The sequence below is a fragment of the Myxococcus sp. XM-1-1-1 genome, from assembly GCF_020037095.1.
GTDB classification, from domain to species: domain Bacteria; phylum Myxococcota; class Myxococcia; order Myxococcales; family Myxococcaceae; genus Myxococcus; species Myxococcus fulvus.
In genome coordinates, this window is record NZ_JAIQDH010000025.1 from 142,741 (window position 1) to 158,465 (window position 15,725).

General features: G+C 69.1%; 13 protein-coding genes. 4 read left to right on the forward strand and 9 right to left on the reverse strand.

What is annotated here, in order from left to right; all coding sequences use genetic code 11:
- The first annotated feature begins 140 nt into the window (after positions 1 to 140).
- Positions 141 to 1,793, forward strand: a complete 1,653-nt coding sequence (locus K8640_RS35410) for a hypothetical protein (protein ID WP_223751118.1) — start codon at positions 141 to 143, stop codon at positions 1,791 to 1,793.
- Between the two features lie 76 nt (positions 1,794 to 1,869).
- Here the strand turns inward: K8640_RS35410 and K8640_RS35415 are convergent, their stop codons facing one another.
- Positions 1,870 to 2,655, reverse strand: a complete 786-nt coding sequence (locus K8640_RS35415; protein ID WP_223751119.1) for a hypothetical protein — start codon at positions 2,653 to 2,655, stop codon at positions 1,870 to 1,872.
- A 189-nt stretch (positions 2,656 to 2,844) separates the two neighbouring features.
- Here K8640_RS35415 and K8640_RS35420 point away from each other — a divergent pair, with 189 nt between their 5' ends.
- The 3 genes from K8640_RS35420 to K8640_RS35430 all read left to right on the forward strand — a co-directional run bounded on the left by K8640_RS35420 (position 2,845) and on the right by K8640_RS35430 (position 5,540).
- Positions 2,845 to 3,027, forward strand: a complete 183-nt coding sequence (locus tag K8640_RS35420; protein ID WP_223751120.1) for a hypothetical protein — start codon at positions 2,845 to 2,847, stop codon at positions 3,025 to 3,027.
- Between the two features lie 410 nt (positions 3,028 to 3,437).
- Positions 3,438 to 5,006, forward strand: a complete 1,569-nt coding sequence (locus tag K8640_RS35425; protein ID WP_223751121.1) for a DUF6923 family protein — start codon at positions 3,438 to 3,440, stop codon at positions 5,004 to 5,006.
- Between the two features lie 12 nt (positions 5,007 to 5,018).
- The gene (locus K8640_RS35430; RefSeq protein ID WP_223751122.1) at positions 5,019 to 5,540 is read left to right on the forward strand and encodes a hypothetical protein; all 522 of its coding nucleotides are present in this window, start codon (positions 5,019 to 5,021) and stop codon (positions 5,538 to 5,540) included.
- Positions 5,541 to 5,606: 66 nt separating this feature from the next.
- Here K8640_RS35430 and K8640_RS35435 read toward each other — a convergent pair whose 3' ends face one another.
- From K8640_RS35435 to K8640_RS35470, 8 genes are all read right to left on the reverse strand, one after another.
- On the reverse strand, positions 5,607 to 6,701 hold the full coding sequence (locus tag K8640_RS35435; protein WP_223751123.1) for a serine/threonine-protein kinase: 1,095 nt from the start codon (positions 6,699 to 6,701) through the stop codon (positions 5,607 to 5,609).
- 228 nt (positions 6,702 to 6,929) lie between these two features.
- Positions 6,930 to 7,583, reverse strand: coding sequence for a hypothetical protein (locus K8640_RS35440; RefSeq protein ID WP_223751124.1), 654 nt, complete (start codon positions 7,581 to 7,583; stop codon positions 6,930 to 6,932).
- A gap of 258 nt (positions 7,584 to 7,841) precedes the next feature.
- Positions 7,842 to 8,999 (reverse strand): endonuclease, encoded by a 1,158-nt coding sequence (locus K8640_RS35445; protein ID WP_223751125.1) that lies wholly within the window; start codon positions 8,997 to 8,999, stop codon positions 7,842 to 7,844.
- 232 nt (positions 9,000 to 9,231) lie between these two features.
- Positions 9,232 to 9,768 carry a DUF4833 domain-containing protein gene (locus tag K8640_RS35450; RefSeq protein WP_223751126.1) on the reverse strand — a complete coding sequence of 179 codons (537 nt, stop codon included), beginning with the start codon at positions 9,766 to 9,768 and terminating at the stop codon, positions 9,232 to 9,234.
- Between the two features lie 277 nt (positions 9,769 to 10,045).
- On the reverse strand, positions 10,046 to 11,662 hold the full coding sequence (locus K8640_RS35455) for a hypothetical protein (protein WP_223751127.1): 1,617 nt from the start codon (positions 11,660 to 11,662) through the stop codon (positions 10,046 to 10,048).
- Positions 11,663 to 11,818: 156 nt separating this feature from the next.
- Positions 11,819 to 13,315: a thioester reductase domain-containing protein gene (locus tag K8640_RS35460; RefSeq protein ID WP_223751128.1), complete on the reverse strand. Its 1,497-nt coding sequence runs from the start codon at positions 13,313 to 13,315 to the stop codon at positions 11,819 to 11,821.
- A 102-nt stretch (positions 13,316 to 13,417) separates the two neighbouring features.
- The gene (locus K8640_RS35465; RefSeq protein ID WP_223751129.1) at positions 13,418 to 15,001 is read right to left on the reverse strand and encodes an amino acid adenylation domain-containing protein; all 1,584 of its coding nucleotides are present in this window, start codon (positions 14,999 to 15,001) and stop codon (positions 13,418 to 13,420) included.
- A 34-nt stretch (positions 15,002 to 15,035) separates the two neighbouring features.
- On the reverse strand, positions 15,036 to 15,725 hold a 690-nt coding region (locus K8640_RS35470; protein ID WP_223751130.1), incomplete at its 5' end, for an SDR family oxidoreductase.

Sequence of the window (15,725 nt, forward strand, 5' to 3'; positions counted from 1 at the left end):
CGGGAGGGGCTTTTGCGACCCGGGTTCAAATGCCACAGGGCATCCGGTGCGGGAAAATGACGCAATATACCGTGAGCCGGGAACATTCGGCCGAGGCGTCGTTGGTGAGTGCGAACCGCCCTCCGAAAGGAACGCACCTCATGCAGCTGACCCGACTCCGTTGGTGGCCCCTGGTCTTCCTCGCGGGTTGCGCGGGGCCCGAAGTTTCCGAGCCCATCAACAACTCCGAGGCACTGGACGCGTCACGCGCCGCCGTCATCTATGCCGCGAGCCACATCCAGGTCGTCAGTGACAGCGCCATTCCGGCCACCGGGGGCGTTGCCTCGGCGCGTCACGAGAACTGCCTGGTGCCCAACCAGGACCTGAACGGGGACGGCATCCTCGACCCGATTCCCCCACGCACGCAGCTGCTCATCTACCGGGGCGCCACGCTGCGCGGCGTCTGCACCGTCGTGGGGCCCTCGGGGAGCCCCAACATCCTCATGACGCAGACGGGCTTCCGCAACCGGGTGGACATCGACGCGGACTTCGACGTCAACGGCAGCATCGACCTGGATCTGGATGGCAACGGCACGGACGACGAGACGAACCAGACGCTCACGCTGCCCACGGTGCGCAGCAACTTCGCGGGCGCGGCGGGCGCGAACTGGGCGCTGCCCGCGCTGACGACGCCGTCGGTGGCCGTCGTCACGGGCGGCTCGGCCAACTCGCTGGTGGAGCTCTACAAGCCCCAGTCGGCGCCGAAGGTCCTCTACACCTGGCCGCACCTGATGGAGAACGGCACCCTGGCCCAGCTGCAGGCGATGGACGCCGCCACGGGCGCGCGGACGTGGGAGACGCTGTGGGGCGCGGGCTTCAACAACGCGCAGCGCACCCATCACGAGCTCGACCGCTTCCACATCACCTCCGCCAACCTCCAGCACAGCTGGCCTGCCTTGTCGCTGCACACGGGGGCCGGGGGCACGCGCATGCCGTACGCGGTGTCGTTCCACACGCATGGCGCCAGCTGCGCGTCCTCCATCGCCGTGCGCGTGGGCGGACAGAACGGGGACCTCGAGGAGCAGTCCATGCACCGGGGCGTGGCCGAGGTCATCCGCATGGCCTTCCCCGACTCCGCCTTCGATGACGGCTCCCGCATCACCTACAAGTGGGGCGACTGCTTCGACGGGGACGGCCCCGAGAACTTCGTCAACGCGGCCAGCGCGTTCTCCAATGGCATCCAGCTGGAGCAGTACTTCGGGTGGATCACCGCGAACCATGACGGCGTGCAGACGCGCGGGCCCGTCGTCGCCGCCGCGGTGCGCTCCGTGTTCGACTGCCTGTCGGAGCCCGCCGACGCGTCGTCCGCGCCCTGGTACTACGGCAACGTGACCAGCGGCGGCACGGGCTACCACACGTCGGGGCTGTGCCCGGGCTTCATCGCGGACGTGGACATCACCCACGCCTGGTCCGCGGCCCATGCGATGTACCCCGGCATCCAGAACTGCCCGGCGAACGGCGGCGCCAACGGCCGCGCGCACGTGGACCTGTACCGGGAGCAGACGGCGGCCGGAGGCCAGAAGCGCTGGTACCGCATCGGCGGCGGACGCATGGACTACGACGCCAGCTGCAACCCGACGCTGAAGGTCCTGAACACGGCGGGCATCTGGGAGACGAACAGCACGCTCTTCAACCCCACCGCGGCGGACACCACCGTCAACGCGAACCAGACGGTCCGCTTCCGCGCCGTCATCCGGGCCTTCAAGGCGGATGGCACCACGCCGCTGCCCGCCTTCTTCAACGTCAGCGGGTGAGCGGCACCGGAGCCTGGCGGGGCCGCTGGAGGGGGCGGCCCGCCGGGTTTCCGGGGGGGGCGGCGGACGCCGCGCGCTAGAAGGCGCGGAAGATGCCGCGCACGCCGAGGGTGAAGAGCGCGTGGAAGCCGTCGTCCACGGCGCTGACGGCGCTGGTCTGCGCGGGCAGGCCCGTCACCGTCACCGTCTGCTCGCCGGTGCGCACGGTGTAGCTGCCCACGGACGCGGTGAGCATGGGCCCCAGCGCCAGGAAGTTGGAGACGCGCACGTCGCCGCCCACGCTGATGCGCGCGTAGGTGGGGCCCCGGTCCTCCACCCGCGTGTCGATGCGCGCCGGCGCGAAGCCACCCGTGGGCAGCGGCACCTGCGTGTCACCCTTCACGTGGCTCTTGAGGAACTCCAGGCCCACCGACAGGCCCACCCACGGGTCGAAGCCCGACGCCGGGTTGATGTGGTAGCGGACCTCCGGTCCGAAGCGCCATTGGTAGTTGTTGCAGTCGAAGTCCTCCGGGCAGGAGATGTCGTTCGTCTTGGTGAAGACCTTCTCCCACGAACCCCAGACGCCCACGTAGAAGCGCGGGTTGAGCCGATAGCCCACCTCCGCCAGCAGCGGCAGCGAGGCGTTCGCCGCGTCGGTGATCTTCAGGTCCTCGCGCGAGCCGGTGCGCGACGTGCCGTCCTTGTACACGTGGCCCGCGCCCAGGCCCAGGTTGACGCCTATCGCCACCTGGGGCCCGGACATCCCGTGCGCCGCGCGAACGTCCATCTCCACCGCGCCCGACTCGCGCTCCTGTGCCCATGCCGTCCCGGACACTCCCAGGCTGGCGATGACTGCCAGCGTCCAGCGGTGCTTCTTGGCCATGCGTGCTGCCCTCCAACGTGACTCGTGGGGTTTCACGGAGGTGGCTCCTCGGGGGGCACCGCGTGAACCGGACCGGAGGGCCAAGCGTCCGGAGTCGACACATGGCCGGACGGGATGTCCGCCGTGCAGCACCCGCCTGCCCGACAGGGGGCGGGGTGGGGATCGCCTCGCCCCTCGGGGCTGGTGACTGTGCGCCGTCGCGCACCCGCCCCGTCCGTCGTCCGGCCCCGCTCAAAGCTGCTGCGCAGCACGCTGCTGTTGTCCGGGGCCCGGCGCGTCGTCGTCATCAGCGTCCCCTGGTACCTGCGCTCGGGCCTGGAAGCCCGGGGCCAGGCCCCGCTGAAGCCCCGCGCGCCGAGTGCTCCCCACTGAGCGCTCGCGGCTGCAATTGTTTCCGCTCAGCCGGGTCAAAACTTTCCGATTCCGCCAGGGCACGCGCCACGCATCCCCGCACGTCGACTGCCCCCGGGGATGAGACAGCCTTTCGTCACATGTCATCCCCGTGCTCTCGGTGCTCCATCATTCGGGAATGTCCAAGGTCCTCCGCCCGCTGATGAATAGACATTCATGACCCGAGGACGAGTTTAATTTGAAAGTCAAGAATCTCTTTCTAGCAAGGAATTTCCGGGCACCTTCCGTGCAGGGCGAGCGGCACCCCTTGTCACGAGTCCCCCAAGGGGCGTGGAGGCATCCGAATGAATCGCAGATGGTTCGCAGTCCTGCTGGGTGGTGCGTTATGGGCCCCGGCAGTCGCGGCACACGACTTCCGAGCGGAGAAGCTCGTGAATGGCCAGAAGCAGGTGTCGATCCTCACCTATCCCGCGACGCTGAACTTCACGTTCAGCGCCACGAACATCCACCCCACGCTGGAGTCCATCCTGCTCACGGCGGTGGATCCACTCCTGACGCAGTGCACGTTCACTCCGGCGCCACCGTTGACGGTCCCGGTGGGTGGAAACGTCACCTACCAGTGCTCGTACACGCTGCAGAACTACGAGGCCTGCCTGGCGCTGGGGGCGCTCGACACGAACCCGTCGACCCCCAACGAGGAGGTGACCTTCACCAACGTGTTCGGCATCAGCTGGGACAGCGGCTCGGCGCAGGACGGGGTCAACGTCCTGTGCGGACAAGAGCGCATCCTGGCCTGTGACGACACCGTCTACATCTCCACGGCCTCGTCTTCGTCGGGAGGGCTGCCCGTGGGGCCCTCGCGGCTCTATGTGTTCGACCCCGCGACGGCCACGCTGGCGCTCCAGGGCGAGACGTCGCTGCCCTACAACGGGCTCGCCTTCAACCATGTCGACGGCTTCATGTACGCCCTCTCCTCCGACGGCCTCACGCAGCCCTCGCTCATCCGCGTGGACGCGAACGGCTCGGCGACCGTCGTCGCGCCGTTGGTGTCGGGCGCCGCGAACTCGGCGGGCTGGGCGGCGGGCGCCATCCTCGAGGACGGCACCTACCTGGGCTTCGAAATCACCACCAACCACCTGGTCCGGATCAACACCAGCACGGGCGTGACGCTGTCCGACGTCGTCGTGGGGACGCCCGCGACGTTCCGGGTGGCGGACTTCGCCGTGAACCCCATCAACGGGCTGCTGTATGGCTTCAATTCGGCCACGCAGCGGGTGACGGTCGTCAACCCGGAGCTGGGCACGTTCACCGACTTCCTGCTGCCCGCGCTCATCAACGGCCTGCCCTCGGTGGGCAACGCCATGGTGGCGGCCGTCTTCACCCAGGTGGGGGAGCTGTTCTTCTATGGGTCGACCAACCTGAACAACAACCTGGCCAATACATTCTACTCGGTGAACCTGGTCACCGGGGCGCTGACGACCGTCTCCACCGGTCCGGCGACGCAGTTCGCCGATGGCGCGACGTGTGCCTTCAACGTGGAAGGTGGCGGAGGGCAGCCCCCGAGAGCCCACGTGACGCGGGACCACGGCTTCTTCGGCTCCTCCGAGGACGCGCTGGCGGAGTGTCTGTCGAAGGGCCCCATCTCCCTGGGGCAGCTGGGCAAGGTGACCACGATGGAGGGCGCGCTGGGCGTGCTGTGGGCCAACCCGGCCATCGCGCAGGGCGGGGCCATCCGCTCGGAGCTGGAGTCGCTCAAGGCCCGCTTCGCGCGTGAGCTGCTCACGGCCACGTGCAACGAGCGCTACTTCGGCACGCCCGCGCCGCAGCTCTCCGGGTTGGAGGCGTGGGTGGCGCCGCACCCGATGGTGCTCCAGAAGGTGCTGGGGCAGTTGGAGAAACACAACCGCTCCGGCGCGCGCCTGGCGGTTCCGTTGGGCAAGAAGGCCTGGAAGCTGGAGCCGCTGAAGGGGCAGGAGCGGGCCGTGGAGCCGCAGTACTGAGAGGGGGATGACATGTCGACGAATCCGAATTGGAAGATCCTGTCCGGAGTGTTCCTGGCGCTGTCCTTGACCGCGTGTGACGGCGGCGAGACGGTGCCCATCGATGTCCCCCAGGGAGACCGCTTCGAGCTGCGGCTGCTGGGGCAGGACGCCGAGGACTACGAGAAGCTGATGCTGGGCGTGGGGCGCGTGGAGGTGATGGTGCAGGGCCGGCTGGTGCCGTTCCAGCTCTCGCCCGCGGCGCGGGCCATGGACCTGGCGCGGACGGACCACGCCTATCTGCTGGGGTACTTCTACCTCCCGGCGGAGGCGGACGCGGCGGACGTCCGGGTTCACTTCGATGACGTGGGCGCGTTCCAGGCGTCGGGCGGGTCGGGCCTCATCAACGCGCGCTCAGGCTCGCTCCTGTTCACGACCCGGCGCGCGGAGCTGGAGAAGCGCAAGCATGTCGTCGTCCAACTGCACCTGAACGACAGCTTCTTCCAGGGCCGCGGCGCGAAGGTGCTGTTGCCCTCGACGTTCGTCGTCCACTGAGAGACGGGGGGAGGGGGCTGCTCGCTGGGGACCGTGAGGCTTCCAGCGGGCAGCGGTGGTTCCGGGCTACAGCCCGAGCGCCACGCCCACCACGATTCCCACCAGCGTCGCGCCGACCACCAGGAGGTTGTCCCTCCAGGGGGAGCGTCTCCGGACCGGCTTGGGGGCGGGAGCTGGCTTCGGATCGGCGCTGACCTGTGAGCGCACGGGCGCGGCGTCGACCTTCGCCTCCAGGGGCGCCGGCTCGAGCTGCGTCACCTCGTCATCGTCGTCGAGGCCCGTGTCCACGACGGCGGGCTCGGGAGGGCGCTCCACCAGCCGCAGGGTGGGGACCGCCTTCTCCACCTGGGCCCAGGGCCGCAGCGCGTCCGCCATCTCCTCCGCCGTCGCGAAGCGCTCCGCGGGGTCCTTGTTCAAGGCGCGGGCGATGAGCCGGGCGAAGTCCTCGGGCACGTCCGGGCGCAGCTCCGACGCCAGGGGCGGCACCTGCTCGATGATGGCGGAGAAGAGGGCCACGGTGTCGGCCACGTCGATGGGCTGCCGGCCCGTCACCATCTGGAACAAGCAGGCGCCCAGGGCATAGACGTCCCCGCGCGCGTCCACCGGCAGGCAGCGGACCTGCTCGGGGGGCATGAAGGAGGGCGTGCCCACCCACGCTCCGGCCTCGGCGCCCACCGAGCGGGCGTCATCCTCGTGGAGCAGCCGGGCCACGCCGAAGTCCAGCACCTTCACCTGGTCGCCGGTGACGATGAAGAGGTTGTCCGGCTTGATGTCCCGGTGGATGACGCCGGCCTTGTGCGCGGTGTCGAGCGCGGACAGCGTCTGGAGCGCCAGCGTCGCGGCCCTGGCCACGGGCAGCGGGCCCTGCTCCTTGAGCAGCAGCCGCAGCGTCTGGCCCCGGAGCAGCTCCATCACCATGAAGGGCGGCTCGTCCTCGTTGCACTGGAAGTCCTTCACCTGGACCAGGTGAGGGTGGCTCAGCCGCGCGGTGGCGTGCGCCTCCCGCTTGAAGCGCGCCAGCACCGCGTCATCGTCCATCAGGTGCTGCTGGAGCACCTTGATGGCCACCACGTCCTCCGCGTCCACCGGCGCCGCCTCGTAGACGATGCCCATGGCCCCCACGCCGATTCGCTGACGCAGCTGATACCTCTGACCCAGCAAAGTTCCAACGCGAGCTGACGAGCGACTCATGAATCAACCGGTATACCCAAGTGGCGCACATGGCGAGGGGGTATCCGCCTGATGACGTATGTTTCAGTCGTTGATACCTCGAAAGCCTTGATGAGTCGGACTGGGTGTGCAAGGCGCCGCGGTGACTGTCTCGGGACGTGAGGCGTCGCTTCTCGGGCCCCGAGAGCGAAGCCGTCCGCGAGTACCGCGACACTGGACTCAGAACAGGAAGCCGATGCGGACCAGGTCCATGTCCACGTCGAGGATGGCCCGGTCTCCGCGCGCCACCACGTCGTCGCTGTTGCGGATGAAGGCATACTGCGCGCCGATGTCGACGGTGTCGCGGCGCTGGTTGAAGCTGTAGCCCACGCCCAGGCCGACGAGAGGCTCGAAGAAGAAGGCCTGGCCGCGCGTCACCGCCCGGTAGCCCACGTCCAGGCCGAGCGTCACCTGGAAGCCCTGCTCGTCCTCGTACTGCAGCGAGTAGTTCCTGCCGTTGGGGCGGTAGCGCAGCGTCTCCCGGCTCCAGGTGCCCGACAGCCGCGGCTGGAGGAAGAAGCCCTGGCCTCGGGGCCGCGGCGAGGGCTTCCAGGCCACGCCCAGCGTCACCTTCAGCTGCCGCAGCTTGGAGCAGCGCGAGGGCTCGAAGTCACACCGGTTGGCCGTCATCATGGGGGTGACCTCGAGCACGCCCGTGGTGCTCTCCGAGAAGCTCCGCCCGAAGCCGACGGGGAGGGCCAGGTGGAGCCGCTCCGTCATGGGGCCCACCAGGAGCAGCGACAGGTGCGTCACCGGGGACAGCCAGAGCGCGTTCTTCGGGGCGGAATCGTGCTCCCTCTGCGCGTGCGCCGCGGGCGCGAGGAGGAGCAGCATGGCGAGGGCAATGCGTTTCAGGGTGTCGCTCCTGTTGCTGGGTGGCGTTTGTCTCCAAGCAACACCCATGCCTCGCGTCATCCCCGTCGACACCGCCCGTGTGCCCGGGCGATGGGGGACTCGATTCGCGACAGGATTGTCAGGACCGCCTTCCGCGCCCAGGGGCGGCCATGTCGTGCTCCCCGGCGCCAAAGACAGACGGGGCTGGACGGTGGGCACCGTCCAACCCCGTGGCTCAGCGGCGCGTGAAGCGGGCGCCTAGAAGTCCTTGATGCGGTCCGCCAGGTTGGCGTTGTCGACGAAGGCGTTGGTGTTGCCCTGGATGTTGGCCACGCGGCGGTTGCGCTCGATCTCCGCGGCGTCCACGGCGTCCAGCTTGTTCCACGCCTTGAGGGCCGCTTCCTCGTCGTTGGGGATGGGCTTGTTGTACGTGGAGGAGAAGTAGAACATCGCGCGCGCCACGTTGCCCTTGTGGGAGTCCGGCGGCTCGAAGACGGTGTTGCCCTTGCTGTCGGTGCCCAGCTTGGCGCCGTTGTGGCTCCACTTGACGTTGACCACCTCGCCGAACGGGAAGCTGCTGCGGCGCGAGTTGGCCTTGCTGTCGGTGGGGAACAGGTGGTGCAGGTCGCTCTTGGCCGCGCCCGTGGCGCCCTTGGACTGGGGCCACGTGTGCTCCACGTTCATCACCGCGTTGTTCGGAATCTTGCCGCCCTTGGTCTCCAGGCCCGTGTAGACGCACTCCACGTTGCCCGCGGCGTTCACGTCCAGGCTGGTGAAGATGAGCCGGCGCGCCTCGTTGTAGCTGACGACCTTCTTGTCGGAGGACGACTCGCGCACGGCGCGCAGGAGCGCGTCGTCACGCAGCCCGTCGAACGGGTCATCCGACGGCTCGGGATCCGGCTCGGGCGCCTTCGTCTCCGGGACGATGTTCAGGCCCCACTGCTTCAGCGTGCCCGTGTCGCCCTTGGCCTGGTCCTGCACCTCCAGCGTCCAGGTGCCCTTCGTGGACTCGCCGGCGAAGGCGGTCAGGTCGAAGCTGCCCTTGATGTCATCGGCGGAGCCACCCTGGCGGCTGGACACCACCGCGCTCTTGCCGGAGGGGGCCGTCAGCTTCACCGTCAGGTCGCCGCGGTAGGTGTGGGCGATGTCCAGGTCCAGCTTGAGCGACTCCACCTTGGCGTCGTCCGCGACGTCCAAGGTGCTGGTGACGGTGGCGTTGTCCTTGATGGCCGCGTTGGGGCTGGTGGTGTGGACCAGCGGGGCGGCCTGGGCGCCGGCGGCGGCCTTCAGGCCCTCGGCGGCCGCGTTCGACACGGTGGGCTTCACCGGCACGAAGACGGCGCCGAGCTTCGTCAGCAGGGAGGGCGACAGGCCCGCGAGTCCGGAGCGCGAGGGCTCGAACTCGTTGCGAGCCACCGAGGCCGTCCGGGGGGCGGACGTCTCACGGGTGGTCTCAGTTTCAGTCGGGCGGGCGGGGAGGGGCGAGCGACGGGGGCCGACGACACTGGTCATGCGGGCATTATCGGCAACGACGCGTCACAGGTTGTCCCGTCGCCGTGTCTTTTTTGATGACGCCGGAAGACTGGGGATTTCCCGGCGATATTGACGTCTTTTCCAGGGTTTGGCGGCGCCCTGCAGCCCCGGAGGCTCAGTTCCGGAGGAGCTCGGTCTGCGTCCGGCCGTCGGCGCCGAGGCCATCCAGGCGGACGAAGTCGACGGAGAAGGGCCAGGACGTCTTCACGAAGATGTGGAGCAGCTGGGCGGGGCCGGCGCCGAACCTCGTCCAGGCCTGCACGGCGCAGCCGCCGCCCTGGACCTGGGTGGTGGTGAGGTCGATGGGGCGATCAGCGAAGGCCCGCAGGCGGATGCGGACGCGGCCCCCGTCGGGCGTGAGCTCCACCTGCTGCGTGTCCTCCAGGCCGTACGCGGGCTGCTCGACGCCGAGCAGGTCCTCCACCTCCGACTCGCCGCGCTCCAGCATGCGCCAGTACACGCGCACGGGCTTGCTCCCCACCGGATGGCAGGCCTCGTCGAGCCGCACGGCGTAGTGGACCTGGTTGCGGTTCTCGCTCCGGGAGAGGAAGAAGGCGGATGGCTCCTGGGGCGACGGCTCCGCGGCGGCCAGCGAGGGGATGAGCGCCAGCGCGGCGGTGACGACGGTCCTGAGCCAGAGGTTGCGGTGCACGACGGTTCCCCCCTTCACGGCGGAGTGACGCGGACGGCGATGCTGGGAAGGTAAACACCCCAGCCGCCGCCAGCTGTCACCCGGCCCGAGCCCTGCGGCCGGGCGGTGCCTAGCATGGACGGCGGCCCGGGTCTGCTTTCACACGCGCCCGGGTGTCCTGCGGTGGGCGCCCGCCGCGTGGCCTGACTTAACCCCGGCCCCTGGCGGCCGCATGACGAACCGCCAGGGAGGGCTGGACCCAGGCCCGGGCGGTGCGTGCCCCAGGCCCGGGGGTGCATCACGGCGTGGTGAAGAAGGAGCTGATGGCCTCGGCGCTGTGGAAGGGCAGCTTCTCGAGCGACGTGAAGGGCTCGCTCAGGTCGAACCCGGGCGACACGATGGAGGCCACGCGCAGGTAGTAGATGCTGTCGGGCTGCAGCGTGCCCGGGGGCAGGCGGACCTGGGTGGTGGAGCCCGGGGCGTAGATGCTGCCGGCGGGCATCAGGAAGCGCAGCTGGGCGTCGTAGCGGTAGAGCGTCACGCGGTAGGCGTGGGGCGTGCCGAGCGTGGGCGGCGTCCAGGCGAGGACGGGGCTGTTGGTGCCCACCTCGCGCTGCACGTTCGCGGGGACGCCGTCGATGGTCAGCGAGCGGGGCGGGGACACCTGCGGCTGCACGGGGCCGGCGATGAGGTTGTCGAACACGTCGTACGAGTAGAGGCGACCCGACAGGTACATGGAGACGCCCGAGTCATCCGGCACCGGGGACAGGACGCGGAACGGATAGCTGTGGATGCCGACGAGGCCCCAACTGGACGGGAAGGGATTGCCGAACTTCAGGCGGCTGGTGAAGTTGAACGACGCGTTCCGGGGGAGGAACAGGTTGAGCAGTTCCCCGGAGTAGCCCACCCAGCGCCCGCCGGTGTTGTGCGCGTTGGGGAGGACCTCGAAGAGGGGCGTGGAGCCGGTGGCCTGCGGGTGCACGTCCGTGGCGAACTGGGTGTACGCGGGCAGGCGCCACTCGATGGGGAACTCGCGCATCGGCGTGGGCTGCAGGTAGCCCGTCACGGGCAGCGGGGTGATGCCGTCCGGCACGTAGTCGAACGCGCCCATCTGCACGGAGCGCTCCACCGCGGCGTAGCCCAGCGCCGTCCCATCCGGCGCCGTGCCGGCGCTGAACTGGCTGAGCTGATTGACATACATCCGGTCGCCCTTGGAGGCGTCGAAGGCGGGCAGGTTGTAGCCGCTGCTCAGGCCGAGGTCGGCCTGGTTGGTGAGCAGCGTCGTCTGGCCGTCGGGAATCTGGTCGAAGACGTTCACATAGCCGAACAGGTCCACCTCACCGGAGGTGAGCTGGAGGCTGGAGCCGGGCTGCTGGCTGCTCCAGGTGTTCTGCCACGGCGCCAGGTTGAGCAGGTTGATCTGCAGCGTGGTGAGGTAGCTGTTCGAGTACTCGGCGTCCATCCGCCCCAGGCGGTTGCGGCCGAGGTCGATGTGGCGCGCGTCGGTGATGACGTGGGTGGCGCCGGTGCGCAGGTAGAACGGGCCGGAGGGCACACCATTGAAGCGCCAGCCGCCCGGCACCGCGGAGCCGAGGATGAGCTGGAAGGTGGAGCCCTGCTGCACGAGGATTTCGGGCGGGTTGGCGGACAGGTCATTGACCTGCTCGGCGATGCCCACCGACGTGTAGAAGCGCGTGGTGTCGGTCACCAGCACCGCGTCGGACGGTGGGCCTGCGTCGGGGGTGGGGCCCGCGTCGGGGGTGGGGCCACCATCGGTGGGGGAGCTCTCCGTCCCCGGGTCGATGTTCGCCTGCCCATCATCCAGTTCCTGCTCCTGTCCGGGGGCACCGCCACAACCGACCAACCAGACCACGCATGCCGAGCCGAGTACCGCGGAGAAACGAGACCGCTTCACGAAGACCTCCTGATGGAAATGCCGCGGTCACAATACGCGCGGGCACCTCGGCTCTGGCTGTCTTGGCGAATCAATCCCTCACCGCGAAATCACCCGCGAGTGTTTTGCGCAATCCGGGCGCGTCGGGTGTGGTGCTTGCGGAGGTCTGCCCGCGACTCAGCGGGCGGCGAGCAGGCCCTTCTTGCGCCAGTCGTCCAGGTGCAGGGACAGCATTTCGCGGTCCACGCGACGGAACGCGAGGCCGAGGCTGGCGATGGCCTCGCGGGTGTTGGCGGCGTCGTAGACGGGCTGTCCCTCGTGCAGCTCCCAGCGCGTCGCGCTGCCGCCGTACACCTTCTCGTAGAGCATGGGGAGCAGGGCGCAGAGCGGGTTCTCGGCCGCGCGGGGATGCTGCATGAGGCGGTCCACCCATGCCTCGTAGGGCACGCGGCTGAGGTGGTGTCCGCATTGGTCGAGCATCGTGTAGATGCCCTCCATGTCCGTGTTGTCTTCCGGCGTGGGCGGAACGAGGTGATAGGCCTTGCCGACCGCGCCCTCGTGTGAGGCGATGCCCAGGAGGGCGGCGCTGGCGAAGTCCACGGTGACCATCTCCTTGCCCTGTCGTTCGAGGATGGGGCAGCAGCCGATCTCGATGCAGCCGAGGATGAAGCGCCCCATGAAGTCGTCCGGGTTCCCGACGCCTGTCTCCGAGTGGCCCATGACGAAGCCGGGGCGGTAGACGTTCACCGCGAGGCCTCGCGCATGGGCCTCCCAGACGCGCTTCTCCGCCACCCACTTGGTGGCGGAGTACCCCAGGTCGTAGCGCAGGCATTCCAGGTGATCGTCCAGGTCCGCGTCCTCGCGGAGGACCTGGGTGTTCTTGAAGTAGCCGGTGGGGCCGAACGCGGCGATGGTGGACACGTAGTGCACGGGCGTGGGCCCCATCGCGGCCAGCCGCAGCACCTCGGTGGTGCCTCCCACGTTGGCGGCCCGGAGCGCCTCGTAGGTCTGCACGAAGTTCACGTGCGCGCCGATATGGAAGATGGCCTCGGCGCGTCCGGCGAGGACCTGTCGTTGCCGGGCGTCCATCCCCAGCCCTGGGGCCCCCAGGTCTCCGGGCACCGGCTCGATGCGCGAGGCGAAGGGCTCCTCCCACAGGTCGTACTTCACGAGCGTCTGTCGGATGCGCGCGAGCGCCGCCTCCGGGTCCTCCGCGCGGACGAGGCAGGCCACCTGGGCCGTCGTCCTCCGTAGCAGGTCGCGCAGGATGAAGGCGCCGAGGAAGCCCGTGGCGCCGGTGAGGAAGATGCAGCGCATCTCCTCCAGGCGCTTGCCCTTCGTCACGGGTCTGCCCTTGGCGGGGATGATGTCCTCGGGCAGGTGTGCCTCCTCGCGCCAGGTCTCGGGCCCCGCGATGGCGCGGCCTTCACCCTGGGCCCCAGAGCGCGCCCGGCGGACCGCTTCGATGAAGTCCCCCAGCGTGTGCGCCTCGTGGAGGGCATACGCGGAGAGGCCGACGCCGAACTTCTCGCGCAGCCGCAAGGCCAGGCGTCCCCTCATCAGGGACGTGCCTCCCAGCCGCGCGAAGTCATCGTCGGGGGAGGCTGTCTCCACGCCGAGCATCTCTGTCCAGAGGGCGCTCACACCCGAGACGACCGGGTCCTCCGAGGTCATCAAATCCTGCGGGATTGCCGGCCCGCCAGGAGGGGGCGGGATCGCGGGGCGTGCTGCGATGGATGTCGTGGTCATGGGTTCTCTCCTGGAGGGACAAAGACGTCAGCTTCGCGACGACAGGAGCGCGGGCAGCGCCGAACGGTCCGTCTTTCCGTTCGCGTTCACAGGGAGGCGCTCGAGCACCACGAAGCGGGAGGGCACCATCTGCTTCGACACCTGGGCGAGCATGAAGTCCCGCAGCGCCTCCTCGATGTTCGGGGACGGCTCCTTGGGTACCACGAAGGCCGCCAGTGACTTCTCGCCGTCCGCTCGCTCCTGGAGCGTCACCACCGCGTCCCAGAGGAGCCCGCTCTGCAGGAGCATCTTGGCGACCTCGTCCAGCTCGATGCGGTGGCCGTAGATCTTCACCTGATGGTCGTTGCGGCCCAGGAACTCCAGGTTCCCGTTCTCGTCCCAGCGCGCCATGTCGCCCGTGCGGTAGATGCGCAGCGCCTGTCCGTCCTTCAGACCCTCCACCGTGGGGAAGCGCTCCGCGGTGAGCTCCTGCTGGTGCAGGTATCCCCGTGCGAGGCCCGCGCCCGCGAGGCACAGCTCTCCGGGCTGTCCCGGCGCCACGGGGCGCAGGTGCTCATCGAGCAGGAAGACCTCGGTGTGGGCGACGGGCTGCCCGATGGTCACCGAGCCGCCCAGGGTGTCCTGGAGCCGCACCCGATGCGTGGTCGAGTAGATGGACACCTCGGTGGGGCCGTAGGCGTGGACGAGCTGCTCCGGTGGTTTGCTCTCGAGGACCGCGCGGAAGGTGCGGGCGTTCGCGCGCTCCCCACCCACGATCAACCGGCGCAGCTGGCTGAAGGCATCGGGGTAGGCCTGGGCCATCATGTTGAAGACGGCGGTCCCGATGCTCAGCACGTCGACGCGCATGTCGCGCAGGGCGTCGCGCAGGGCGTGGGAGTCCAGGAGCGTGGCCTTGGCGATGACCACGACCAGGCCTCCGTTGAGGAGCGTGCCCCAGATTTCATACAGCGACATGTCGAACGCGAGGTTCGACGTCTGGGCCACCCGCTCCCCGGGCCGGACGACCAGGAGGGGGTTGTCGAAGATCAGCCGGCGGATGCCCCTGGCGAGGATCTGCGCGCCCTTGGGCCGGCCCGTGGTCCCGGAGGTGTACATGATGTAGACGCGCCGCTCCGGCGGGTCGTCCGGCGCGACGAACGACTCGGGCTCTCGTGCCACGGAGGCCCTGTCGCGTTCCATGCACAGGCGGGTGATGCTCCCCGCCATGCACTTCGCCTCATCCGTCACGGTCTCGGAGAGGAGCACCTGGGCCTGTGAGTCCCGCATGATGTAGGCGATGCGGTCTCGGGGGTACTGGAGGTCCAGCGGCACGCAGGTGGCGCCCAGCTTGAGGAGCGCCACCAGAGCCGCGATGGCCTCGATGCCCTGATTCATGGCCAGGGCGACAGGCGTCTCCTCGCCCACGCCCAGCTTCTTCAGGGCGTTGGCGAACTGGTTGGCGCGGCGGTCCAGGGCGTCGTAGGTGATGCGTTTGACGCCCCAGTGGACGGCGATGTCCATGGGCCGGAGCGCGACTTGTGCGTGCCACAGGTCGGAGAGCCCGCCCTGGTTGGGGTCGATGACCGCAGGGTTGTTCCCCTCTGCCTTGGCTGCGAGATGCGCGATGGACATGGATCCTCCTGTGGGTAGACGACGGGGTGCGACTTCAGCCGCGAGGGGCTCTCGCGGAGTTCGTGGGAAGCAGGCCCTTCTTGCGCCAGTCCTCGAGGTAGAGGGACATCAGCGGTTGGTCCAGGCGATGGAACCCGAGGCCGAGTCCGGCGAGTGCCTCCCGGGTGTTCCGGGCGTCGTAGACAGGCATTCCCTCGTAGACCTCCCAGCGCGTCGAGCCGCCGCCGTAGACCTGCTCGTAGAGCATGGGCACCAGGGCGCAGAGCGGGTTGTCGGCCGCGCGGGGGTCCTTCATGAGCCGGTCCACCCATTCCTCGTAAGGGACGCGGCTGAGGGGCTGACCACAGTCGTCGAGGAGGTCATAGAGCGAGTCCATGTCGATGGAGTCGCGAGGGGAGAGGGGCACCAGGTGATAGGCCTTGCCGATGGCGCCCTCGCGAGAGGCGATGCCGAGGAGGGCGCCGCTGACGAAGTCCACGGGCACCATCTCCTTGCGTTGGCGCGGGAGGATGGGACCGCTGCCAATCTGGATGCAGCCGCGCACGAAGCGCGCGACGAAGTCGTCTGGATTGCCGACGCCCGTCTCCCCGTGGCCCATGATGAAGCCCGAGCGGTAGATGTTCACCGCCAGCCCGCGCTCGATGGCCTCCCACACGCGCTTCTCGGCCACCCACTTGCTGGCGGAGTAGCCCAGGTCGTAGCGCAGGCAGTCCAGGTGCTTGTC

What these genes read in the sequence shown, in the direction of transcription:
- K8640_RS35410 (WP_223751118.1), top strand. Translation starts at nt 141, where the DNA reads ATGCAGCTGACCCGACTCCGTTGGTGGCCCCTGGTCTTCCTCGCGGGT.
- K8640_RS35415 (WP_223751119.1), bottom strand. Translation starts at nt 2,655, where the DNA reads ATGGCCAAGAAGCACCGCTGGACGCTGGCAGTCATCGCCAGCCTGGGA.
- K8640_RS35430 (WP_223751122.1), top strand. Translation starts at nt 5,019, where the DNA reads ATGTCGACGAATCCGAATTGGAAGATCCTGTCCGGAGTGTTCCTGGCG.
- K8640_RS35440 (WP_223751124.1), bottom strand. Translation starts at nt 7,583, where the DNA reads ATGCTGCTCCTCCTCGCGCCCGCGGCGCACGCGCAGAGGGAGCACGAT.
- K8640_RS35460 (WP_223751128.1), bottom strand. Translation starts at nt 13,315, where the DNA reads ATGACCTCGGAGGACCCGGTCGTCTCGGGTGTGAGCGCCCTCTGGACA.
- K8640_RS35465 (WP_223751129.1), bottom strand. Translation starts at nt 15,001, where the DNA reads ATGTCCATCGCGCATCTCGCAGCCAAGGCAGAGGGGAACAACCCTGCG.